Source organism: Pseudomonas sp. S2_A05, assembly GCF_054668485.1.
Map to the genome: position 1 here is coordinate 303,019 of NZ_CP162775.1, position 22,485 is coordinate 325,503.

The following is a 22,485-nucleotide window of genomic DNA, read 5'->3' on the forward strand; positions in this document are numbered from 1 at the left end:
CAAGTCATTGCAATCTGTGTCCCGGGCTGGTTATAGTCAGCCCGCTTGAGCGCCATGCTCACGCCTTCATTTCCTCAATAAAGATCAGCATCCATGCCTGCATCCCTCATCAACGCGGTAGTCGATTCAGCGGCCAACGCTGGCGTCGTGCCGTGCGGGAATCGGCAGCCTGTGCAGATCAGTCATTACCCTCCACCTGTCAGTAGCACGCCGGTGTGCGCAGTCGTTTCGCCGCCGGGCGTTGGTGTTCGGGGCTGATCGGCAGTTTCTGCTGAACCCCGCGCCCGCCAGAAAAACCTACTGAATTTCAGCTTCGGCTGAGTTGGCTTCTTGCCTGACTACAGGTGGTATTCATGTTTGTCCTTTCGAAACAATCCGCGCTCGCGGCGACGTCCACGAGCCTGTTCGTTCTGCTGTGGAGCAGCGGGGCGATTTTCTCTAAATGGGGCCTGGCCCATGCTTCGCCCTTTGCCTTTCTGCTGATTCGCTTCGCCATCGCCCTGTGCGGGCTGGTGTTGCTGGCGCCGCTGCTCAAACTCAAGTTGCCCAAGGGCGGCAAACCGATGCTGTTTGCGATCGCCACCGGCGTGGTGCTGTTGGGCGCCTATCAGATCTTTTATCTGCTGGCGCTGGACTGCAAAGTCACGCCGGGGGTGATGGCCACTCTGATGGGCGTTCAGCCGATTCTCACCGTGGTGCTGATGGAGCGCCAGCGTTCGGCGAGCCGCCTGTTCGGCCTGACGCTGGGGCTGACAGGGCTGATCATGGTGGTTTATCAGGGCATCGGTCTGGCCGGAATGTCCTGGGCTGGCATGTTGTTCGGTTTGCTGGCGCTGGCGAGCATGACGCTCGGCTCGATCATGCAAAAACGCATCACCGACAATCCGCTCGGTACGCTGCCAGTGCAGTACCTGGCCGGCCTGTTGCTGTGCGCGGTGTTCGTACCGTTCCAGCCGTTTCACTTCGAGCACAGCGCAGGCTTTATTGTCCCGGTGTTATGGATGGGCCTGGTGGTGTCGGTGCTGGCGACGCTGTTGCTGTATCGACTGATCGCGCGGGGCAATCTGGTGAATGTCACCAGCCTGTTCTATCTGGTGCCGGCGGTGACGGCAGTGATGGATTACCTGATTTTCGGTAATCGTCTGGCGGCGTTGAGCGTGTTGGGAATGCTGCTGATTATTGTTGGATTGGTATTTGTGTTCCGTAAAACCGGATAGCCGATAGGCAGGTGGCGCTTGTTGCGCCGCCTTTCGCGAGCAGGCTCGCTCCCACATTGGAATGTATTTTTCTGTGGGAGCGAGCCTGCTCGCGAATATCTGCGGCAGAAAATCTAACGGACTGACACCTTTGCAGGCCTCACCACCGCCGGCTTCAACACCAGCCACAACGCTGCCGCAATCAGCACCCCGCCATAAATGTGCGCCATCGACAACGGCTCATCCAGCAACAACGCCCCCCACAACACGCCGAACGGCGGGATCATGAAGGTCACGGTCATCGATTTTACCGGGCCGATCGAGCTGAGCAGGCGGAAATAGATGATGTAGGCAAACGCCGTGCAACCCAGGCCCAGGCCGAGCAGCGACAGCCAGACATGCCAGCCACCCCAGCTGACCGGCGGCGCAGTGATCACGCTGTAGGCGAACAGCGGCAGCAGAAACAACGTCGCTCCGAGCATGCTGCCCAGTGCCGACAAACGGCTGTCCAGCCCACCGGCCTGATCCAGCCAGCGCCGCGCGAGGAAACCGGCAAAGCCATAACAAGTGGTCGCCAGCAGGCAGGCGACCGCGCCCATCAGCAGTTGCAGGTCGAAGGCCACGGGACCGGCGCGTGTCAGCACGCCGACGCCGAACAGGCCGAGGAACACACCGCCCAGCTTGGCAATCGTCAGTTTCTCGCTGAAGAACAAACCGCCAATCAACACGCCCATCAGCGGCGTCGTGGCGTTGAAGATCGCCGAATAGCCGGCCGGCAATACCTGGGCGGCAACCGAATACAGCGTCGCCGGAATCCCCGAGTTGATCACGCCCAGTAGCATCACGGTCTTCAGCTTGCCCTTGAAGTCCCAACTGATGCGCATCAGCCCAAGGATCACCAGCAGCCCGGCAGCCGCGATCGACACGCGAAAGAACCCGGTCGGGATCGTGCCGATCACCGGGGCAATGATGCGCATGAACAGAAAACTCGCGCCCCAGATAGCGGCCAGCGACAACATGCGGAAAATATCGACAGGGCTCACGGCGGGCTCCTTCCTTGATCGGGACGAGAGTGTTGCCGAGCGTCCGGATCATGGCAACCGCTATTCGGGCTTTTAATTCTGTCTTGGGATTAACCTGCGCGAGAAACACCGTCAACGGTCAGCGCTGTATCGGTTTTGGCAGAAATTGCGCTTTTCCTGCGAGCGCTTCCGTGACTAAGCTCAGACCAACCGAATTCCCGCCGAGGTTTCATTTATGTCGCAGCAATGGCCAGCCACCGAGATCGCCCGGATGATCCTCGCCGGCTTCGACGATTACCGCGAGCATTTCCGCCGCATCACCGATGGCGCGCGGGAGCGCTTCGAACAGGCGCGCTGGCAGGAGGCGCAGGCCGCGTCGGCGGCGCGGATCAGTCTGTATGAGGAAAAGGTCGGCGAAACCGTCGCTCGCCTGCGCGAGTATTTCGACGAAGAGACCCTGATGAACGTCAGCTGCTGGCCGCTGGTGAAAAGCGCCTATATCAGTGTCATCGACCTGCGCTTCGACGATGAGCTGTCCGAAACCTGGTACAACTCGATTTTCTGCGGGCTGTTCAGCCACGACCTGATCAGCGACGGCTGCATGTTCATCCACACCACGCGTCCTAGCCTGCGCCGTGCCCGCGCCGCGCAAACCCGTACGTACAAGCCGCAGGGCCAGTTGTCCGGGATGCTCGCCAGCATCTTCGCCGATTACCGCTTCAGCGAGGATTACGCTGATTTGCCCGGCGACTTGCTGCGGCTCGAAGCGCAATTGCGCGAGAACCTGCCGGACTGGGTGTGCAAGGACCCGGAACTGAGTGTCGAGCTGTTTTCCTCGGTGCTCTACCGCAACAAGGGCGCGTATCTGGTCGGACGCATCTACACCCGCGACGAGCAATGGCCGCTGGTGATTCCGCTGTTGCACCGCGAAGGCCGGGGCATTCAGATCGATGCATTGATCACCGACGAAGCCGATGTGTCGATCATCTTTTCTTTTACCCGTTCGTATTTCATGGTCGATGTCCCGGTGCCGGCGGAGTTCATCGGATTTCTGCGGCGCATCCTGCCGGGCAAGCACATCGCCGAGCTGTACACCTCGATCGGCTTCTACAAGCACGGCAAGTCGGAGTTTTACCGCGCGCTGATCAATCACCTGGCCAACACTGACGACCAGTTCATCATGGCCCCGGGCGTGCGCGGCATGGTCATGAGCGTGTTCACTTTGCCGGGTTTCAACACCGTGTTCAAAATCATCAAGGACCGTTTCTCACCGTCGAAGAACGTCGACCGCGCCACGGTGATCGAAAAGTATCGGCTGGTGAAAAGCGTCGATCGGGTCGGGCGTATGGCCGATACCCAGGAATTCGCCGATTTTCGCTTTCCGCTGAGCAAGTTCGATCCGGCGTGTCTGGAGGAACTGCTAGAGGTCGCGCCATCCACGGTTTCGGTCGAAGGCGAAACCGTGCTGATCCGCCACTGCTGGACCGAACGCCGGATGACGCCGCTCAACCTGTATCTGGAAAATGCCAACGACGCCCAGGTACGTGAAGCGCTTGAAGATTATGGCCTGGCAATCAAGCAGCTGGCGGCGGCGAATATTTTTCCCGGGGATATGCTGCTGAAAAACTTCGGCGTCACCCGTCACGGGCGCGTGGTGTTTTACGATTACGACGAAATCTGTTTCCTGACCGAAGCCAACTTCCGCCACATCCCGCAACCGCGCACGCCGGAGGACGAAATGGCCTCTGAGCCGTGGTACTCGATCGGCCCGCTGGACGTGTTTCCCGAAGAGTTTCCACCGTTCCTGTTTGCCGATGCCGGACAGCGCAAGCTGTTCGATCAGTTGCATGGCGAGTTGTATAACGCCGATTACTGGAAGGGCTTGCAGGAGGCGATTCGGGCGGGGAAGGTGATAGACGTCTTCCCATATCGGCGCAAGGGCCTCGACAACGAGTAGCTCTTTTAAAAGCCCCTCACCCCAAGCCCTCTCCCAGAGGGGAGAGGGAGCTGACCGAGGTGTCTTGGGTCAAACGCCGACCTGAAAGAGCTCGGCGATTATGGATTCGGCAAAGCTCTTTCAGGTCGATGTACCTTTGAAGCATCCCCCAATCGGTCCCCTCTCCCTTTGGGAGAGGGCTAGGGTGAGGGTCGCAATCCCCCTGACACGCCACAACCCCCCCAAATCTGCGACAATCCGCCCCCTGCATAAATAGACGACCGAATTGCCTACCCGATGACCGACGAATCGCCCTCCATCGACAAACTGCTGAAAAACCTCGATCACGCCATGCTCGCCGACCGTCACCGGCTGCGGCGGCAGTTGCTTGAACTGCGCAAGAAACCCGACGAGGCCAAACTGGCCCAGTGGGTGACGCGCATGCAGGCGTCCTGTGATCAGGTACTGGCGCGTCGCGCGAGCCTGCCGGTGATTCGTTACGACGACAGTTTGCCGATCGCGGCCAAGCGCGACGAAATCAAAAAGGCCCTGGAGCAACATCAGGTGCTGATCATCGCTGGCGAAACCGGTTCGGGTAAAACCACCCAGTTGCCGAAAATCTGCCTTGAAATCGGTCGTGGCCAGCACGGTCTGATCGGCCATACCCAGCCGCGTCGGATCGCCGCGCGCAGTGTGGCCAGTCGCGTCGCCGAAGAACTCGGCACGCCGCTTGGAGCGCTGGTCGGCTATCAGGTGCGCTTCGAGGATCAGAGCGATGCCAACACCCTGATCAAGCTAATGACCGACGGTATTCTGCTGGCGGAAACCCAGAACGACCGTTATCTGGAACGCTACGACACGATCATCGTCGACGAAGCCCACGAACGCAGCCTCAACATCGATTTCCTCCTCGGTTACCTGAAAACCCTGCTGCCACGCCGTCCCGACCTGAAGGTCATCATCACGTCGGCGACCATCGATCTGGAGCGCTTCTCCAAGCACTTCGATGACGCGCCGATCGTCGAAGTGTCGGGGCGTACTTTCCCGGTGGAAACCTGGTACCGGCCGCTGACGCTTGAGCAGGACGAGGAGGGCAACCGGGTCGAGGATGACCTGACCGTCGATCAGGCGATTCTCGCCACCCTCGACGAAATCGCCGCCTACGAGCGCAGCGAACGGCGCAGCCCCGGCGATGTGCTGGTGTTCCTGCCCGGCGAGCGCGAGATTCGCGATGCTGCCGACATGCTGCGCAAGGCCCAGCTCAAGCACACTGAAATCCTGCCGCTGTACGCGCGCCTGTCGCCGGCTGAACAGCAGCGCATCTTCCAGTCGCACCCGGGCCGTCGTGTGGTGCTGGCGACCAACGTCGCCGAAACCTCGTTGACCGTACCGGGCATTCGCTATGTGATCGACAGCGGCACCGCGCGCATCAGTCGCTACAGCTATCGGGCCAAGGTGCAGCGCTTGCCGATCGAAGCGATTTCCCAGGCCAGCGCCAATCAGCGTAAAGGTCGCTGCGGGCGGGTCGAACCGGGTATCTGCGTGCGTTTGTACAGCGAAGAGGATTTCCTCGGCCGCCCGGAATTTACCGATCCGGAAATTCTGCGCACCAACCTCGCCGCCGTTATTTTGCAGATGCTCCATCTGCGCCTCGGCGAAATCACCGCGTTCCCCTTTATCGAACCGCCGGACGGCAAGGCGATCAGCGACGGTTTCAACCTGCTGCAAGAGCTTTCGGCAGTGGATCGCAACAGTCAGCTGACCCCGCTCGGTCGCCAGTTGGCGCGCTTGCCGGTCGACCCGCGCATGGGCCGCATGCTCCTGGAAGCGGCCAGGCTCGGCAGCTTGCAGGAAGTGCTGATCGTCGCCAGCGCCATGTCGATTCAGGACCCGCGCGAGCGTCCACCGGAGCGTCAGCAAGCGGCGGATCAGGCCCATGCACAATGGAAGGACCCGGATTCGGACTTCGCCGGGCTGGTCAATCTGTGGCGTGGTTTCGAAGAGCAACGTCAGGCGCTGACCGCCAACCCGCTGCGCAACTGGTGCCGGAAGAATTTCCTCAATTACCTGCGCTTGCGCGAGTGGCGTGATTCTCACCGTCAGTTGAGCCTGATCTGCCGCGACATGCAGCTGAGTCTGAACAAAGAGCCGGCGGATTATCCGAAGCTGCACAAAGCGGTACTGGTCGGCTTGCTCAGCCAGATTGGCCAGAAAACCGAAGACGGCGATTACCTCGGCGCGCGGCAACGGCGCTTCTGGATTCATCCGTCGTCGGGCATCGGCAAGAAGCGTCCGCAGTGGCTGATGACCGCCGAACTGGTGGAAACCACCAAGCTGTACGCGCGCATGGTCGCCAAGATCGATGCCGACTGGATCGAGCCGCTGGCCGGGCACCTGATCAAGAAAAACCATTTCGAGCCGCATTGGGAGAAGAAGCGCGGCCAGGTCGTAGCCTATGAGCAGATCACCCTGTTCGGCCTGATCGTGGTCGGTCGCCGCCCGGTGCATTACGGCCCGGTCGATCCGGTGGTGTCGCGTGAGCTGTTTATCCGCGAAGGCCTGGTGCGCGGCGAGATTCAGTCGCGGGCCAAATGCCTGAGCGCCAATCAGAAACTGCTCGAGCAGCTCGACGAACTGGAAGCCAAGGCTCGCCGTCGCGACATTCTCGCCGACGAAGAAACCTTGTACGCCTTCTACGATGCGCGTCTGCCGGCGGAGATCCACCAGACCGCGACCTTCGACAGTTGGTACAAGGTCAACAGCCAGAAAGACCCGCAGCTGCTGATCATGCGCGAAGAAGACGTGCTGGCCCGCGAGGCCAGTGAAGTCACCGCCCGTGATTACCCGGACACCCTGCACATCGGCGATCTGGAGCTGGCGCTGACCTACCATTTCGAACCCAATCACCCGCGCGACGGCGTGACCTTGCGCGTGCCGGCGCCGCTGCTGCCGATGCTGCCGCCGGAGCGTCTGGAATGGCTGGTACCGGGCCTGATCGAGGCCAAGTGCATTGCCCTGGTGCGCAACCTGCCGAAAGCCCTGCGCAAGAACTTCGTGCCGGTGCCGGACTTCATCAAGGCCGCGTTGCAGCGCATGACTTTCGCCGAAGGTTCGCTGCCGCAAGCGCTCGGTCGCGAGCTGCTGCGCATGACCGGCGCGCGGGTCAGCGATGAAGCGTGGGCGGAAGCGGCGCAGCAGGTTGAAAGCCACCTGCGCATGAACCTGGAAATTGTCGACGGCGAGGGCAAGTTCCTTGGCGAAGGCCGCGATCTGGCTGAGCTGACCGCACGCTTCGCCGAAGCCAGCCAGGCCGCGCTGGCGGTGCCGCAGAGTGCGAAAAGTCAGCAGCCGGTCGAGGCAAAAGTCTTTGCCCCGGTAGCAGAAAAGACCCAGCAGAAGATCGCCGGGCTGTCGATGACGGTGTACCCGGCGCTGGTGGAAGAGGGCGGCGCGGTCAAGGAAGGGCGCTTCTCGACCCCGGCCGAAGCCGAGTTCCAGCATCGTCGGGCCTTGCAGCGCTTGCTCATGCAGCAACTGGCCGAGCCGGCGAAATTTCTCCGGGGCAAGTTGCCCGGGCAGACTGAACTGGGCCTGCTGTATCGCGAACTGGGCCGCGTCGATGCGCTGGTCGAAGACATTCTGCTGGCCAGCCTTGACAGCTGCATTCTCGAAGGTGAAGACCCGTTGCCCCGCGATGGCGCCGGATTGGCGACATTGGCCGAACGCAAACGCGGCAACTGGACCGAGCACGCCGAGCGTGTCGCGCGGCTGACGCTGGAAATCCTCAAGATCTGGCACGGTCTGCAAAAACGCTTCAAGGGCAAGATTGATCTGGCGCAAGCGGTGGCGTTGAACGACATCAAGCAGCAGATCGGCAATCTGGTCTATCCGGGTTTCGTCCGCGAAACGCCGATGCAGTGGCTCAAAGAGTTACCGCGTTACCTGAAAGCGGTCGAGCAGCGTTTCGAGAAGCTCGGTGCACAGGTGCAGAAGGACCGCGTCTGGAGTGGCGAACTCGCTGGCCTGTGGGCGCAATACCAGACCCGCGCGGCCAAGCATGCGCAGGAAGGCAAGCGTGATCCGCAGCTGGAGTTGTACCGCTGGTGGCTGGAGGAATACCGCGTGTCGTTGTTTGCTCAGCAGTTGGGGACGAAAGTGCCGATCTCCGACAAGCGCCTGAGCAAACAGTGGAGTCAGGTCGAGCCCTGACCTGCAGCCATACACAATCCCCCTGTGAAAGCGGGCTTTGTGGCGAGGGGATTTATCCCCGTTGGGTGGCGAAGCCGCCCCAAAAACTGCAACCTCGGTTCATCAGCTATACCGAGCGTGGTGGGTTGGCGACTGCTTCGCAGTCGAACGGGGATAAATCCCCTCGCCACAGAGTTGAGTTCATATGGTGAATGGCAGTTGTGCTTGAGAACGGCGCCAAAACCTCGGGTTTATGGCAAACTTCGCCACCATAACCCGCCGTTTCGCGACCCAGAGCCTTCGGCCGTGTCGCGCTGCGGAATAAAACGATGCCAGGTTTGCGTCCCCCGGATGGGAATAGACCCTTTGCGTGTTGGTACGACGGTTCCAGCACTTTCTGCCTGAACAGATTAGAGAAACGACCATGCATAACGTCGTCATCAGCGGCACCGGCCTGTACACACCGGCCAACAGCATCTCCAACGAAGAGCTGGTGCAGTCTTTCAATACCTACGTCGCCCAGTTCAACGCCGATAACGCCGAGGCCATTGCCAGCGGTGAAGTCCAGGCCCTGACAGAATCCAGCGCTGCGTTCATCGAAAAAGCCTCTGGCATCAAGAGCCGCTTTGTCATGGACAAGGACGGCATCCTCGATCCGCAACGCATGGCCCCGCGCTTGCCCGAGCGCTCCAACGACGAATGGTCGGTGCTCTGCCAGATGGCCGTTGGCGCAGCCGAGCAAGCCTTGCAGCGAGCCGGCAAAACCGCAGCCGACATCGACGGCGTGATCGTCGCCTGCTCCAACCTGCAACGCGCTTACCCGGCCATCGCCATCGAAGTCCAGGAAGCGTTGGGCATCGAAGGTTTTGGTTTCGACATGAACGTGGCGTGTTCTTCCGCCACCTTCGGCATCCAGGCCGCCGCCAACAGCGTGCAACTGGGCCAGGCGCGGGCGATCCTGATGGTCAACCCGGAGGTCTGCACCGGGCACCTGAACTTCCGTGATCGCGACAGCCATTTCATCTTCGGCGATGCCGCGACTGCGGTGATCATCGAACGCGCGGATCTGGCGACCTCCGCGTACCAGTTCGACGTGGTCAGCACCAAATTGCTGACCAAGTTCTCCAACAACATCCGCAATAACTTCGGCTTCCTCAACCGCGCGGCGGAAGAGGGCATCGGTGCCCGCGACAAGCTGTTCGTGCAGGAAGGCCGCAAGGTGTTCAAGGATGTCTGCCCGATGGTCGCCGAGCTGATTGGCGAGCACCTGGAAGAGAACCAGCTCAACGTTGGCGACGTGAAGCGTTTCTGGCTGCACCAGGCCAACCTGAGTATGAACCACTTGATCGTGCGCAAGCTGCTCGGCCGCGAAGCTACCGAAGAAGAAGCCCCGGTGATTCTCGACAGCTACGCCAACACCAGCTCGGCCGGTTCTGTCATTGCTTTCCATAAATATCAGGATGATCTGGCCTCGGGTTCGCTGGCGGTGCTCAGCTCCTTCGGTGCCGGTTATTCGATCGGTAGCGTGTTGCTGCGCAAGCGCTGAAACAGGTTAATTTCCCCTTAATCGCGTCGATCTTTCCTACATCCGAAGCGATTGAAACGCTGTAATTTTTCGGACGTCGCGGCAGGTGCACACCTGCCGCGTTCATTTTCGAAGTCCGGACAAGGGGATTGATGGATGGCGGCTGACGACACCCAACTGCTCACGCGCCTGCTGGCGGGGGAGCAAAAGGCTTTCAAGGAACTGGTCACCACGTATCAGAGCGCCATGCGCGCTGTGGCTTACGCGATTGTCGGCCAGCGTCATGTCGAGGAAGTGGTGCAGGATGCCTGGCTGTCGGTGGTGCGTCATCTGGCCAGCTTCGAAGGCCGCTCCAGCCTCAAGACCTGGTTGCTGACCATCACCGCCAATTCGGCCAAGAGTCGCTACAAGCTCAATCGCCGGGAGGTCCTGCTCGACGACCTGCCATCGCCCCACGGCACCATCGGTGATGATCGATTTTCCTCGAGCGACGGTCATTGGCTGGTCGCGCCATTTGCCTGGCATCAGGACACCCCCGAAGCGCTACTCACCGAAAACGAACTGCGCGAATGCCTCGAGCACACCTTGCTGAGTCTGTCCGAGTTGCAGAGCAGTGTCCTGCTGTTGCGCGAACGCCAGGGCCTGGAGCTGGAAGAGATCTGTAATCTTCTGGAGATCTCGCTCTCCAATGTCCGCGTGCTGCTGCACCGGGCACGCTTGAAGGTCTTTGCGACCGTGGAACATTTTGAGGAGACAGGAGAATGTTGACCTGCAAGGAGCAAGTGGCACGATCCAGCGATTATCTCGACGGCCAACTGAGCTTTCGCGAGACGCTGATGGTGCGTCATCACCTGTTGTTCTGCCCGAACTGCCGGCGCTTCATGCGGCAGATGCGCGTGATGCAGGCAACCCTGAAGGCGCTGCCGGACAAACCGGACGAGAACGTCGATGCCTTGGCCGAACGCCTGGCCGAGCAACGACGAAAAGACAACCCCCTGTAGGAGCTGTCGAGTGAAACGAGGCTGCGATCTTTTGATCTTGTTTTCAGGATCAAGATCAAAAGATCGCAGCCTTCGGCAGCTCCTACAGGGGTTTTTGCATCCTGCAGAAATAACCCGGTGCGGGTGAAACGAACGGATGATGGGGATCGTCCCGCCCGCACCGGAGTGAGGCAGCTTCAAGCCTCAAGCCTCAAGCCTCAAGCCTCAAGCCTCAAGCCTCAAGCTGCAAGTAAAGGCATTCACTCGCAGCTCTTGGCTTGTAGCTTGTAGCTTGTAGCTGCCGTTTTAGAACTTCGCTTCAGCATCCAGCTGCAGGGTGTTGGCATCTGCATCGCGCTGGCTGCGGCTGGCGAAGTCGGCCTTGGTCAGGAAGTACGTGGCGCCGACGGCGAAGTTCTTGTCGATGTCGTAACCGACCTTGAACTTGTGCCCGCGCGAACCGGTGGTGCCGTTGGCGAAGTCGGAGTCGGTGAAGGCGCCGACCACGGCATTGCGCTGCACGTCGCGATAGTTGTAGTCGAGGTTGAAGCCGAAGACTTTCGACTTGGCGCCGAGCAACCATGCGGTGTCCTGATCGGTCACGGCATCGTTGTTCTTCACGTACTGGCCGTAGAACGACAGCGGCATTGGCAGGCCGCCGATGTCGATCTGGCTGAACCCTTCATACAGACGGAATTCGTTGTTCGCCGAGTTGCCGTTGACTGCCAGCGCGCACGGCGTCGAGGTGCCGGTGCAGCGGCTGTCTTCGTCGTTCTGGTAGGCGTAGACACTGCCGCCGACGGTCATTTTCAGGTTGTCGGTGATGTTGAAGCGGCTGCCCAACTGGCCAGCGGTCAGACGCAGGTCGTGGCGGAACTGCACGCCGTCGCCGTCAACGTTGTCCTTGAGGTTGTAGTTACCCAGGCTGCCGAACAGTTCGGCGCTGCCGCCCAATGGATACTTGTAGGTAACGGCCAGACCTTCCGGGTTGATATCGCTGTCCCAGATCACGTCGCCCATGCTCACCCACGGTTGCAGCATCTTGCCGCCGATCACGTGCAGGTTCTTGATCTGATCAGGGTGATAGTCGATGTAGCCGAGGTCGAGCCAGATCTGCTTCTTGTCGAAGTAGTTGTCCTGATCCTGGTTGGTCGAACGCGCGTCGTCACCGCCGCCGGTGGCGATGCGGATGCCGGTGTCGACTTGCGGGTTGATCTCGGTGTAGGCGCCCAGACGCGCACGGATGCGCTGGCGATCCTTGTCGCGGCCGCCGTTGTTCGGCTCGCCGTCGATCTTGATGGTTTCCTGGCGGATACGTACGTCGCCCTTGAACTGGGTCTTCGCCGCCCAAGCCAGTTTCTGGTCGAACAGGCTCTGTTCGTTGGTCTTCTTCGCGACCGCCGCCACTTGTTCGTTGGTTTCCTGCTGCGCCTGTTGGGCGATTTGCTGAGCCTTCTGATCCTTGGCCAGTTCTGTTTGCAGCTCGATGTACTGCGCACGGGAAATCGACCCGTTGGCCTTGAGCATGTCGAGCAGTTTGGCGTCGACTGCAGCACTGGCCGGAACGCTCATGGCCAGCAACAAGCCGCCGCACAGGGCCGCTGCAGTTTTCGTGGAAGCAAGACGCATAGCAATCTCCGAAGATGAAGGGGATGGCTGAACCATCCTGGGCACAACCGGCTGAAGGCCGGAAAACTGTGTCCGGGTTAGAACCCGGCGCTCTAAAAACAGGCGCCAGTATCGCGATGGTTTATGACAGAGCGGTGGCACAGTGATGGCAGGTTGATGACGATGCGTATCAGGCGTGAACTATCGAGTTAGAGCGCTGTCGGCCGATTGAGCGTGTGCAACCGGGCCGCGATCAGCGATACTCGCCGGGCTTTGTCGCCAAGCTGTGGAGTGCCAGTGAATGCCGTTGCAACGCCTGCAAGACCTGTCAGAAATCGCCCCGGCAAGCTGGGATGCGCTGGTGCCGGACAACCAGCCGTTCCTGCGCCACGCCTTTCTCAGTGCGCTGGAAGACAGCGGCAGTGTCGGCCCGCATTCGGGCTGGCAGCCCGAACATTTACTGCACATCGAAGATGATCGACTGATCGCCGCACTGCCCAGTTATCGCAAGTGGCATTCCTACGGCGAGTACGTTTTCGATCACGGCTGGGCCGATGCCTGCGCGCGTGCCGGCATCGATTACTACCCCAAACTCCTGACTGCTGTGCCCTTCAGCCCGGTCAGCGGTCCGCGCTTGCTGGCGGCGAAGGTCGAGGACGGTTTCGAACTGCTGAAAAGCCTGCCGGGCTATCTGCAGATCGAAGAACTGTCCAGCGCGCACATCAATTTCACCGATCCGTTTACCGATGCGGCGATGGCCGAGCAGCCGGGCTGGCTGCAGCGCATCGGCTGTCAATATCACTGGCAGAACCGTGGTTACCGCGACTTTCAGGACTTCCTCGACGCCCTCAGTTCGCGCAAGCGCAAGCAGATGCGCAAGGAACGCGAGCAGGTGGCGGGGCAGGGCTTCGAGTTCGAGTGGTTGGAGGGGCGAGAGCTGGGCGAGGCGCAGTGGGATTTCGTGTACGCCTGCTATGCCAACACTTATGCGGTGCGGCGTCAGGCGCCGTACCTGACGCGCGAGTTCTTCAGCCTGCTGGCCGAACGTATGCCCGAAGCGATTCGGGTGGTTCTTGCCAAACAGGGCTCACGGCCGGTGGCGATGGCGTTCAGCCTGGTCGGTGGCGACAGTTTCTACGGGCGTTATTGGGGCTGCCTGGCCGAGTTTGATCGGCTGCATTTCGAGACGTGTTTTTATCAGGGCATGGATTACGCGATTGCCCATGGCATCCAGCGTTTCGATGCCGGGGCGCAGGGCGAGCACAAGTTGATTCGCGGCTTCGAACCGGTGATCACCCATTCCTGGCACTACCTGCGCCATCCGGGGCTGAAAGCGGCGGTGAAGGATTTTCTTCAACAGGAGCGCGCCGGGGTTCTGGCGTATGCCGAAGAGGCGAGAACGGCGTTGCCCTATCGCCAAACCTGACCATGATCGCTCCCACGCTCTGCGTGGGAATGCAGGCCGTGACGCTCCGCATCACTGGACGCGGAGCGTCCCTTGAGGCGTTCCCACGCGGAGCGTGGGAACGATCATATCGCGCGATCAATCGATGCCGACAAAGCCTCCGGTCTGGTGCGCCCACAAGCGCGCATACAAGCCGCGATGGGCGAGCAGTTCGGCGTGGGTGCCGCTCTCGGCGATCTTGCCGTTTTCCAGCACCACCAGGCGGTCCATGCGCGCGATGGTGGAGAGACGGTGGGCGATGGCGATTACGGTTTTGCCCTGCATCAAGGTCTCGAGGCTTTCCTGAATCGCCGCTTCGACTTCCGAATCCAGTGCCGAGGTGGCTTCGTCCATGATCAGGATCGGCGCGTCCTTGAGCAGTACCCGCGCAATCGCGATGCGCTGGCGCTGACCGCCCGAGAGTTTCACCCCGCGCTCGCCGACATGGGCATCGAAACCGGTGCGGCCTTCAGCGTCGGACAGCAGTGGAATGAACTCATCGGCGCGAGCCTTGTGCACCGCCTCCCACAGTTCAGCGTCGGTGGCGTCGGGTTTGCCGTAAAGCAAGTTGTCGCGGATCGAGCGGTGCAACAGCGAGGTGTCCTGAGTGATCATGCCGATCCGCGCACGCAGGCTTTCCTGGCCGACTTCGGCAATGTTCTGCCCATCGATCAGGATGCGCCCGCCCTCGACGTCGTACAGGCGCAGCAACAGGTTGACCAAGGTTGATTTGCCGGCGCCGGACGGGCCGATCAAGCCGATTTTCTCCCCCGGTTTTATCGTCAGATTGAGGTCGCCGATGATGCCTTTCTTCTTGCCGTAGTGAAAATCCACGTGCTCGAAACGCACTTCGCCCGAGGCCACGGCCAGCGGTTTGGCCTGCTCGCGGTCGGTGACGCTGACCGGTTGCGAAATGGTGCGCAGACCGTCCTGGACCATGCCGATGTTTTCGAAAATGCCGGTGACCACCCACATGATCCAGCCGGACATGTTGACGATGCGAATCACCAGGCCGGTGGCCAGGGCAATCGCGCCGACGGTGATCAGCGACTGCGTCCACAGCCACAATGCCAGCGCCGTGGTGCCGACGATCAGCAGGCCGTTCATGGTGGTAATCGCCACGTCCATGCTGGTCACCACGCGACCGGCCATCTGCGCTTTGACGGTCTGTTCCTCGATCGCTTCCTTGGCGTAGTGCTGTTCGAAGTTGGTGTGAGCGAACAGTTTCAGCGTGGCGATGTTGGTGTAGCCGTCGACGATACGGCCCATCAATTTCGAGCGCGCGTCAGAGGCTTCCACCGAACGCTCTTTCACGCGCGGCACGAAGTAATACAGCGCGCCGATGTAGGCGACGATCCAGGTCAGCAACGGGATCATCAGGCGCCAGTCGGCCTCGGCGAACAGCACCAGCGAGCTGATCGCATAGATCACCACGTGCCACAGCGCGTCCACCGCTTGCACGGCGGAATCGCGCAGCGAGTTGCCGGTCTGCATGATGCGCTGGGCGATGCGCCCGGCGAAGTCGTTCTGGAAGAAATTCAGGCTCTGCTTGAGCACGTAACTGTGGTTCTGCCAGCGGATCATGCTGGTCATGCCGGGGCTAAGGGTCTGATGCACCAGCAGGTCGTGCAGAGCAAAGAAGATCGGTCGCAGCACCAGAGCGACCACCAGCATCCAGGTCAATTCGAGGGCGTGGTCGCTGAAGAAATTCGGGTTGGGCGTGCCTTGCGCCAGATCGATGATGCGGCTCAGGTAACTGAACAGCGCAACCTCAATCAATGAGGCAAACAGGCCGATAACAAGCAGGGCAGCGAAACTCGGCCAGACCTGCTTCAGGTAATAGACGTAGAAGGGCCAGACGCGGTCCGGCGGGGACGCCGTCGGGGCGTCGCGGAAGATATCGATAAGTTGTTCGAAACGGCGATAGAGCATCAGATAACCGCCCGGAATCCGGGCTCTCCTTTTATCAGTGCGAGCGGCGCAGGCTCAGCCCGGCGCCGCTCGATATGCCCGGCGAAACTCAGTCGATGCGCTTGGCCGACTTGATGATCACAGGGTCGACAGGCACGTTTTGCATGCCTTGTTTGGTGGTGGTCTGCGAGTTGACGATGACGTCTACGACGTCCATGCCCTTGACCACTTTGGCGAACACCGCGTAACCGGCGTCACGGCCCGGATCGAGGAATGCGTTGTCGGCAACGTTGATGAAGAACTGGCTGGTCGCCGAATCAGGGTTGGAAGTACGCGCCATCGACAGGGTGCCGCGAACGTTGTGCAGGCCATTGCTGGCTTCGTTCTTGATCGGCGCCTTGGTGTCTTTCTGTTGCATCTGCTGGGTGAAGCCGCCGCCCTGAGCCATGAAGCCCGGGATCACGCGGTGGAAAATGGTGTTGTTGTAGAAACCGCTGTCGACGTATTCAAGGAAGTTCTTCGTGCTGATCGGTGCCTTGACCGGGTCCAGTTCGATTTCGATCTGGCCGTTGGTGGTGTCCAGCAGCACGTGGGGCGCCTTGGCCGGGGTAGCAGCCATCAGGTTGGCGGCAAACAGTACGGAGCCGGCGGCGAGGGCGAGTTTTTTCAGCATGGGTCAGTGATCCTGAGAGTGAAGGTCGGCTGTGGCGAGAAAATCCAGCAGCGTGTGATTGAAGCGTTCGGGTTGATCGAGCGGGGTGGCATGGCGCGAGTCGTCAATGACCACCAGCCGCGCATCCGGCAGCAGTTTTACATAGGTTTCTTTTAACGCCACCGGTGTGTAATCACGGTCGGCGCTGATGACGAGCGTTGGACAGGACACCCGGGAAAGTCGTTCCTGAACGCCCCAGCCCACGATCGCATCGAAGCTGGCGAGATAAGCACGTTTGTCGTTTTTTGCCCAGCGTTCGGCCATTTTCTGTCGTAGATCGGCCTGTTCCGGCTTGGGGAAAAGTTTGCTGCCGAGGGCTTTGCCGATGGTTTCCAGGCTGAGCAGGCGCATCAGGCTCCAGCGTTTGAACCACTGCCAATAATCGTCGCGGCTGCGCAATTTGACTTGTGGCGCGCTGTTGACGATGGTCAGGCTCTTGAGCACCTGCGGCTGATCGACGGCCAGCTGAAAACCGATCATCCCGCCCATCGACAGCCCGACGTAGTGCACCGGGCCGAGGCGCAGGTGCTCGATCAAGGCCAGCAGGTCGGCGCTGAACCCGGCAATGCTGTAGCGCTCGCGGGGTTTGTCCGAGCGCCCGTGGCCGCGAATGTCCGGGACGATTACCCGGTAGTGCGCGGCCAGCGCCGGGATCTGCATTTCCCAGTCCAGTGTGCTCGAGCCGAGCCCGTGGACCAGCAGCAACGGCGCACCGTGGCCATATTCCTCGTAGTGCAGGTTGCAACCTTCGTGCTCGAAATACGCCATCGGTGAACTCCGTGTCAGGCTTGTTCAGGTGCGGCGAACGGTGCGTCCAGCGGCAAGGTGTCGAAGGTGCGCAGCAGTTCGATGAGGATCTGCGTGGCCGGGCCCAGGGGTTTGTCCTTGTTCGAATACAGATAGAAGCTCGAATTGCGGCTGCCGCCTCGATCCAACGGTAGCAGCTTGAGCGAACCATCCTTCAATTCGCGGTCGATCATGTGCCGCGGTAGCCAGGCAAAACCCAGGCCGCTGCTGACAAAGGTCGCGGCGGTGGCGAGGCTGCCGACGGTCCAGCGCTGCTCGGCGCCGAGCCAGCCGACATCGCGCGGCTGCTGGCGGCCGGAGTCGCGGATCACCACTTGCATCTGGGTTTCCAGATCCTGAAAGCTCAGCTCGCGGTTGAGCCGATGCAGCGGATGATCAGGGTGGGCAACGGCGACGAACTCGACATCGCTCAACTCCGCACCCAGGTAGCCCGGAATGCTCAGGCCGGTGATCGCCAGGTCCGCCACGCCTTCGAGCAGCACTTCCTCGACCCCCGACAACACTTCCTCGCGCAAACGCACGCGGCAGCCGCGACTCTGCGGCATGAACGCGGTCAGCGCGCGGACGATCCGCGCGCTCGGGTAGGCCGCATCCACCACCAGCCGCACTTCCGCTTCCCAGCCTTGCTCCATGTGATGGGCGAGGTCTTCGAGTTGGCTGGCCTGTTTGACCAATTGCCGCGAACGGCGCAACAACACGCCGCCGGCCTCGGTGAGCACAGCTTTGCGCCCGTCGATGCGCAGCAACGGCACGCCGAGCTGATCCTGCATGCGGGCGACGGTGTAGCTCACCGACGATTGCGAACGGTGCAGGGCCTCGGCGGCCTGGGCGAATCCGCCGTGGTCGACCACGGCCTGCAACGTTCGCCATTGATCAAGGGTCACGCGGGGCGCTTTCATCAATAGCTCCTCTTGTCCTAAGCTGGCCGTCCCTCATGGAGACTGCCGAATGAAAAAATTCTGTTGTGTGGTGCTGGCGCTGCTGCCGTTGACCGCGTTTGCCTATCCGATCGATGTGCAAAAGGATCTCAACGGCATGAAGATCGACTACGAGACTTACGACACGGACAACGACATAGGCTCGATCCGCGTGGCCAATTACGGTGACGTCGATGCGACCTGCCGTGCGGTGTTCAGCAACGGCCCGGAAGCACCGCGCACGCGCAGCATCGATGTGCCGGCGGGCAAGCATAAAAACGCCACGGCCAAGTTCACCCGCGAGATCATCAAGCTGCGCATCAAACTGACCTGCACCCCGAAATAACGCTATTTCCCTGTGGGAGCGAGCCTGCTCGCGAAGACGGAGTGTCATCCAGAGATGATGTGACTGACATTCCGCTTTCGCGAGCAGGCTCGCTTCCACAGGGGATATGGGTCTAGCTTATAAACGAATTTATCGATGGATTACAGCGGATATTTGCGCTTTTTCATCGATTCGACTCTGTTTAACCTTCACTCCATCGACTTACAACATTCTCGGATGGAGGCTACACACCATGTCCCGCGTTCTGATCATCGAAAGCAGTGCCCGCCAGCAAGATTCGGTTTCCCGTCAACTGACCCAGACCTTCATCGCTCAGTGGAAAGCCGCGCACCCTGCCGATCAGATCACCGTGCGTGACCTCGCCGCGAACCCGGTGCCGCATCTGGACGCCAATTTGCTGGGTGGCTGGATGAAACCCGCCGAACAGCGCAACGACAGCGAACAGGCGTCGCTGGACCGCTCCAACCAATTGACTGATGAGCTGCTTGCCGCCGACGTGCTGGTGATGGCTGCACCGATGTACAACTTTGCGATCCCGAGCACGCTCAAGGCCTGGCTTGACCATGTGCTGCGTGCCGGGGTGACCTTCAAGTACACCGAAACTGGCCCGCAAGGTCTGCTCAGCGGCAAGCGCGCCTTTGTCCTGACCGCTCGCGGTGGCGTGTATGCCGGTGGCCCGGCGGATCATCAGGAACCGTACCTGCGTCAGGTGATGGGTTTCATCGGGATCAACGACGTGACTTTTATCCATGCTGAGGGCATGAACCTGGGCGGTGACTTCCAGGAGAAGGGCCTGAATCAGGCCAACGCCAAATTGTCTCAGGTCGCTTGATCGGTTAATCGCCAGATAATCGCCGATTGTTTAAGTGACCTGGCGCAACCCCTTCAAGGTTCCACGCGCATCGAACCTCCCTTTGCACTTTTGCTCCTGAGTGCTGTAGCCCGATTGAACGCTTTAGCGAGATCGGGCTTTTTTTTGTCTGGGTTTTCTTGGCGGCCTTTGGGCCGACCAGGCTCTTGGGGTTTTGGGTGAATATCCGTTACTGCGGTGTTGCGGCTGGCGGTTCCGCTCTTACAGCGGGTCACTTTGGCAAACGCCCCAAAGTAACCAAAGGTCTGTGCCCCAACGTTCGGCCCGCTCGCTGGGGCTCGGGGTTCCTTCGCTGCGGGATCGATCCGGGCGCAGCGGCTCCGGTTTGCTTCGCTGCACCTCCTTCCGCTGTGTCTGGCTGCGCCAGACGGTCGCTGCGCTCCCACGCCCGGATCAATCCCTCCGCTCAGCCTGCCGACGGGGCGGGTGGATCAAGATCAAGAGCGGTACTCGAGCTTGCGCTCATTGTGTTGAGCGGTGGAGGGCCGGTTTTTGGCTTCTTTGGATTCGATGCGGTATTTCATGTCGGCGTAGCTTGCCCAACCACCTCGGTCAGTCCCCTCTCCCTCCGGGAGAGGGCTAGGGTGAGGGGCTTTTGATTCCGGCGCCGTTTGCTGTTGGAGCCCATCCGAAAAACCGCTATCGTCGCCGCCATTCGATTTTCGAGGCGAGCATGGGCTATCTACTTTTTGTCACGCTGATCCAGGCGTTTTCCTTCAGTCTGATCGGCGAATACCTGGCTGGGCATGTCGACAGTTACTTTGCGGTGCTGGTCCGTGTGGTGTTGGCCGGGCTGGTGTTTATTCCGTTGACGCGCTGGCGTTCGGTGGAGCCGGCGTTCATGCGTGGCATGTTGCTCATCGGCGCGTTGCAGTTCGGGGTGACTTACGTCTGCCTGTACCTGAGCTTCCGCGTGCTGACGGTGCCGGAGGTGTTGCTGTTCACCATTCTCACGCCGCTGCACGTGACGTTGATCGAAGACGCGCTGAACCGCCGCTTCAACCCGTGGGCGTTGATTGCTGCGCTGGTAGCAGTCGGGGGTGCGGCGGTGATTCGCTTCGACAGCATCAGTCCCGACTTCTTCATGGGCTTCCTGCTGCTGCAACTGGCCAACTTCACTTATGCCGCCGGGCAGGTCCTGTACAAGCATCTGGTGGCGAAGCATCCGAGTGACCTGCCGCATTACCGCCGCTTCGGTTATTTCTACTTGGGCGCATTGGCGGTTGTGCTGCCAGCGTTCCTGTTGTTCGGCAAGTCGAACTTCCTGCCGGAAGCGCCGCTGCAATGGGCGGTGTTGCTGTTTCTCGGACTGGTGTCGACGGCGCTGGGTCTGTACTGGTGGAACAAGGGCGCGTGCATGGTCAACGGCGGTACCCTGGCGGTGATGAACAACCTGCATGTGCCGGTGGGATTGTTGTTGAATCTGCTGATCTGGAATCAGCATGAGGAACTGGGGCGGTTGTTCCTTGGCGGGGGTGTGATTCTGGCAGCGGTGTGGATCAGTCGGGTGGGCATCCGCAAATCCCCGGCCGCCGCATAACCCCTGTGGGAGCGAGCCTGCTCGCGAAGGCGTTGGGTCAGATAAGTATGGGTCGACTGACACATTGCATTCGCGAGCAGGCTCGCTCCTACATTTGATCTTTGGGTTACATCAGGTGTTTTTCCGGCTCGGGAATACTCGCCGAGCCCAAGACCGCCGGCAGCAACCCGGCGCGCAAATCCCCGCCACTCGGCTGTTGATACAGGCTCAACCCGAACTCCGGCAACACCGCCAGCAGGTAATCGAAAATATCCCCCTGAATCCGCTCGTAATCGGCCCACACCGTGGTGCGGGTGAAGCAGTAGATTTCCAGCGGAATGCCCTGCGCGGTGGTTTGCATCTGCCGGACCATGCAGGTCATGTTCGGCTGAATCTCCGGATGACTCTTCAGATACGCCAGCGCATACGCGCGGAAGGTGCCGATATTGGTCATGCGGCGGCGGTTGGCTGACATGGCTGCGACATTGCCCTGCGCTTCGTTCCAAGCCTTGAGCTCGGCTTTCTTGCGGCCCATGTAGTCGGTCAGCAGGTGCACCTGCGAAAGCTTTTCTTCCTCGTCGTCGCGGATGAAGCGCACGCCGCTGGCATCGATGAACAGGCTGCGTTTGATCCGCCGACCGCCGGACTGCTGCATGCCGCGCCAGTTCTTGAATGACTCGGACATCAGCCGCCAGGTCGGGATCGAGACGATCGTCTTGTCGAAGTTCTGCACTTTGACCGTGTGCAACGTGATGTCGACCACGTCGCCATCGGCGCCGACTTGCGGCATCTCGATCCAGTCGCCGACGCGCAGCATGTCGTTGCTGGTCAGCTGCACGCTGGCGACGAACGACAGCAGCGTGTCCTTGTAGACCAACAGAATCACCGCCGACATCGCACCCAGGCCCGACAACAGCAACAGCGGCGAGCGGTCGATCAGGGTGGCGACGATGATGATCGCGCCGAACACGTACAAAACCATTTTCGCCAGTTGCACGTAGCCTTTGATCGAGCGTGTACGCGCATGCTCGGTGCGCGCGTAGATGTCGAGCAGGGCGTTGAGCAGGGCGCTGACCGCCAGCAGCAGGAACAGAATGGTGAAGGCCAGCGCGACGTTGCCGAGGAAATTCATCGCGGTTTTGCTCAGCTCCGGCACCAGGTGCAGGCCGAACTGGATCACCAGCGACGGCGTCATCTGCGCCAGTCGTTGAAACACCTTGTTGTGGCGAAAGTCGTTGATCCAGTGCAGCGCCGGTTGGCGGCCGAGCATGCGACTGGCGTGCAGGATCAGGTAACGCGCCACTCGCCCGAGCACCAGCGCGATGACCAGCAGCACCAGCAGCGCCAGTCCCGATTGCAGAAGTGGGTGCTCTTCGAGCGTGCCCCAGAGGCCTTGGGCTTTGAGCCAGAGCTGTTTGATATCCATGAGCGAAACGTTTCTTCTGTAAGACGCGAGGGCCGATTAGAGCATTTAAGACGCTGTGTATTGCAGCGAGTGACAAA

Annotated in this window: 17 protein-coding genes; 10 read left to right on the forward strand and 7 right to left on the reverse strand. The window is 60.5% G+C overall.

Annotation, left to right across the window (positions count from 1 at the left end):
• The first annotated feature begins 353 nt into the window (after nt 1-353).
• On the forward strand, nt 354-1,217 hold the full coding sequence (locus AB4O12_RS01480; RefSeq protein ID WP_095180660.1) for a DMT family transporter: 864 nt from the start codon (nt 354-356) through the stop codon (nt 1,215-1,217).
• A 113-nt stretch (nt 1,218-1,330) separates the two neighbouring features.
• On the opposite strand, the gene AB4O12_RS01485 is transcribed toward AB4O12_RS01480, so the two are convergent.
• Complete coding sequence (locus AB4O12_RS01485; RefSeq protein WP_056783615.1) at nt 1,331-2,239, reverse strand: DMT family transporter; 909 nt, start codon at nt 2,237-2,239, stop codon at nt 1,331-1,333.
• Between the two features lie 214 nt (nt 2,240-2,453).
• Between AB4O12_RS01485 and aceK the strand changes: the two genes are divergently transcribed.
• From aceK to AB4O12_RS01510, 5 genes are all read left to right on the forward strand, one after another.
• Nucleotides 2,454-4,175, forward strand: coding sequence for a bifunctional isocitrate dehydrogenase kinase/phosphatase (gene aceK / locus AB4O12_RS01490; RefSeq protein ID WP_071174703.1), 1,722 nt, complete (start codon nt 2,454-2,456; stop codon nt 4,173-4,175).
• Between the two features lie 276 nt (nt 4,176-4,451).
• Complete coding sequence (hrpA, locus tag AB4O12_RS01495) at nt 4,452-8,363, forward strand: ATP-dependent RNA helicase HrpA (RefSeq protein WP_423662481.1); 3,912 nt, start codon at nt 4,452-4,454, stop codon at nt 8,361-8,363.
• A gap of 403 nt (nt 8,364-8,766) precedes the next feature.
• Nucleotides 8,767-9,888, forward strand: coding sequence for a beta-ketoacyl-ACP synthase III (locus AB4O12_RS01500; RefSeq protein WP_056783622.1), 1,122 nt, complete (start codon nt 8,767-8,769; stop codon nt 9,886-9,888).
• Between the two features lie 135 nt (nt 9,889-10,023).
• Entirely contained in the window at nt 10,024-10,635 is a 612-nt protein-coding gene (locus AB4O12_RS01505; protein WP_041478829.1) for an RNA polymerase sigma factor, read from the forward strand.
• A complete protein-coding gene (locus AB4O12_RS01510; RefSeq protein ID WP_056783624.1) occupies nt 10,629-10,868 on the forward strand; it encodes an anti-sigma factor family protein in 240 nt (79 codons plus the stop codon). Before AB4O12_RS01505 ends, AB4O12_RS01510 begins: the two co-directional genes overlap by 7 nt.
• A 285-nt stretch (nt 10,869-11,153) precedes the next feature.
• Here the strand turns inward: AB4O12_RS01510 and AB4O12_RS01515 are convergent, their stop codons facing one another.
• A complete protein-coding gene (locus tag AB4O12_RS01515) occupies nt 11,154-12,476 on the reverse strand; it encodes a putative porin (protein WP_460060200.1) in 1,323 nt (440 codons plus the stop codon).
• Nucleotides 12,477-12,756: 280 nt separating this feature from the next.
• Here AB4O12_RS01515 and AB4O12_RS01520 point away from each other — a divergent pair, with 280 nt between their 5' ends.
• Nucleotides 12,757-13,881, forward strand: coding sequence for a GNAT family N-acetyltransferase (locus AB4O12_RS01520; RefSeq protein ID WP_056783630.1), 1,125 nt, complete (start codon nt 12,757-12,759; stop codon nt 13,879-13,881).
• Between the two features lie 117 nt (nt 13,882-13,998).
• Here the strand turns inward: AB4O12_RS01520 and AB4O12_RS01525 are convergent, their stop codons facing one another.
• The 4 genes from AB4O12_RS01525 to AB4O12_RS01540 form a co-directional block, all read right to left on the reverse strand.
• On the reverse strand, nt 13,999-15,831 hold the full coding sequence (locus AB4O12_RS01525) for an ABC transporter ATP-binding protein (RefSeq protein WP_056783633.1): 1,833 nt from the start codon (nt 15,829-15,831) through the stop codon (nt 13,999-14,001).
• 88 nt (nt 15,832-15,919) lie between these two features.
• Nucleotides 15,920-16,483: a peptidylprolyl isomerase gene (locus AB4O12_RS01530; protein ID WP_150742416.1), complete on the reverse strand. Its 564-nt coding sequence runs from the start codon at nt 16,481-16,483 to the stop codon at nt 15,920-15,922.
• Nucleotides 16,484-16,486: 3 nt separating this feature from the next.
• Nucleotides 16,487-17,290, reverse strand: coding sequence for an alpha/beta fold hydrolase (locus AB4O12_RS01535; protein ID WP_236167953.1), 804 nt, complete (start codon nt 17,288-17,290; stop codon nt 16,487-16,489).
• Nucleotides 17,291-17,304: 14 nt separating this feature from the next.
• On the reverse strand, nt 17,305-18,228 hold the full coding sequence (locus tag AB4O12_RS01540) for a LysR family transcriptional regulator (protein ID WP_016771199.1): 924 nt from the start codon (nt 18,226-18,228) through the stop codon (nt 17,305-17,307).
• Nucleotides 18,229-18,277: 49 nt separating this feature from the next.
• Between AB4O12_RS01540 and AB4O12_RS01545 the strand changes: the two genes are divergently transcribed.
• The 3 genes from AB4O12_RS01545 (at nt 18,278) to AB4O12_RS01555 (ending at nt 21,003) form a co-directional block, all read left to right on the forward strand.
• A complete protein-coding gene (locus AB4O12_RS01545) occupies nt 18,278-18,592 on the forward strand; it encodes a hypothetical protein (RefSeq protein ID WP_016771198.1) in 315 nt (104 codons plus the stop codon).
• 232 nt (nt 18,593-18,824) lie between these two features.
• Nucleotides 18,825-19,424: an FMN-dependent NADH-azoreductase gene (locus tag AB4O12_RS01550; RefSeq protein ID WP_041478822.1), complete on the forward strand. Its 600-nt coding sequence runs from the start codon at nt 18,825-18,827 to the stop codon at nt 19,422-19,424.
• Nucleotides 19,425-20,136: 712 nt separating this feature from the next.
• Nucleotides 20,137-21,003 carry a carboxylate/amino acid/amine transporter gene (locus AB4O12_RS01555; RefSeq protein ID WP_460060203.1) on the forward strand — a complete coding sequence of 289 codons (867 nt, stop codon included), beginning with the start codon at nt 20,137-20,139 and terminating at the stop codon, nt 21,001-21,003.
• 106 nt (nt 21,004-21,109) lie between these two features.
• Here the strand turns inward: AB4O12_RS01555 and AB4O12_RS01560 are convergent, their stop codons facing one another.
• Complete coding sequence (locus AB4O12_RS01560) at nt 21,110-22,408, reverse strand: mechanosensitive ion channel family protein (protein ID WP_056783642.1); 1,299 nt, start codon at nt 22,406-22,408, stop codon at nt 21,110-21,112.
• Nucleotides 22,409-22,485 lie beyond the last annotated feature (77 nt).

Bases quoted from the DNA above. Each gene is read 5' to 3' on its own strand.
- hrpA (WP_423662481.1), top strand. From the start codon at position 4,452: ATGACCGACGAATCGCCCTCCATCGACAAACTGCTGAAAAACCTCGAT.
- AB4O12_RS01540 (WP_016771199.1), bottom strand. From the start codon at position 18,228: ATGAAAGCGCCCCGCGTGACCCTTGATCAATGGCGAACGTTGCAGGCC.
- AB4O12_RS01515 (WP_460060200.1), bottom strand. From the start codon at position 12,476: ATGCGTCTTGCTTCCACGAAAACTGCAGCGGCCCTGTGCGGCGGCTTG.
- AB4O12_RS01520 (WP_056783630.1), top strand. From the start codon at position 12,757: ATGCCGTTGCAACGCCTGCAAGACCTGTCAGAAATCGCCCCGGCAAGC.
- aceK (WP_071174703.1), top strand. From the start codon at position 2,454: ATGTCGCAGCAATGGCCAGCCACCGAGATCGCCCGGATGATCCTCGCC.
- AB4O12_RS01545 (WP_016771198.1), top strand. From the start codon at position 18,278: ATGAAAAAATTCTGTTGTGTGGTGCTGGCGCTGCTGCCGTTGACCGCG.
- AB4O12_RS01500 (WP_056783622.1), top strand. From the start codon at position 8,767: ATGCATAACGTCGTCATCAGCGGCACCGGCCTGTACACACCGGCCAAC.
- AB4O12_RS01535 (WP_236167953.1), bottom strand. From the start codon at position 17,290: ATGGCGTATTTCGAGCACGAAGGTTGCAACCTGCACTACGAGGAATAT.
- AB4O12_RS01525 (WP_056783633.1), bottom strand. From the start codon at position 15,831: ATGCTCTATCGCCGTTTCGAACAACTTATCGATATCTTCCGCGACGCC.
- AB4O12_RS01480 (WP_095180660.1), top strand. From the start codon at position 354: ATGTTTGTCCTTTCGAAACAATCCGCGCTCGCGGCGACGTCCACGAGC.
- AB4O12_RS01510 (WP_056783624.1), top strand. From the start codon at position 10,629: ATGTTGACCTGCAAGGAGCAAGTGGCACGATCCAGCGATTATCTCGAC.
- AB4O12_RS01555 (WP_460060203.1), top strand. From the start codon at position 20,137: ATGGGCTATCTACTTTTTGTCACGCTGATCCAGGCGTTTTCCTTCAGT.
- AB4O12_RS01560 (WP_056783642.1), bottom strand. From the start codon at position 22,408: ATGGATATCAAACAGCTCTGGCTCAAAGCCCAAGGCCTCTGGGGCACG.
- AB4O12_RS01530 (WP_150742416.1), bottom strand. From the start codon at position 16,483: ATGCTGAAAAAACTCGCCCTCGCCGCCGGCTCCGTACTGTTTGCCGCC.
- AB4O12_RS01550 (WP_041478822.1), top strand. From the start codon at position 18,825: ATGTCCCGCGTTCTGATCATCGAAAGCAGTGCCCGCCAGCAAGATTCG.
- AB4O12_RS01505 (WP_041478829.1), top strand. From the start codon at position 10,024: ATGGCGGCTGACGACACCCAACTGCTCACGCGCCTGCTGGCGGGGGAG.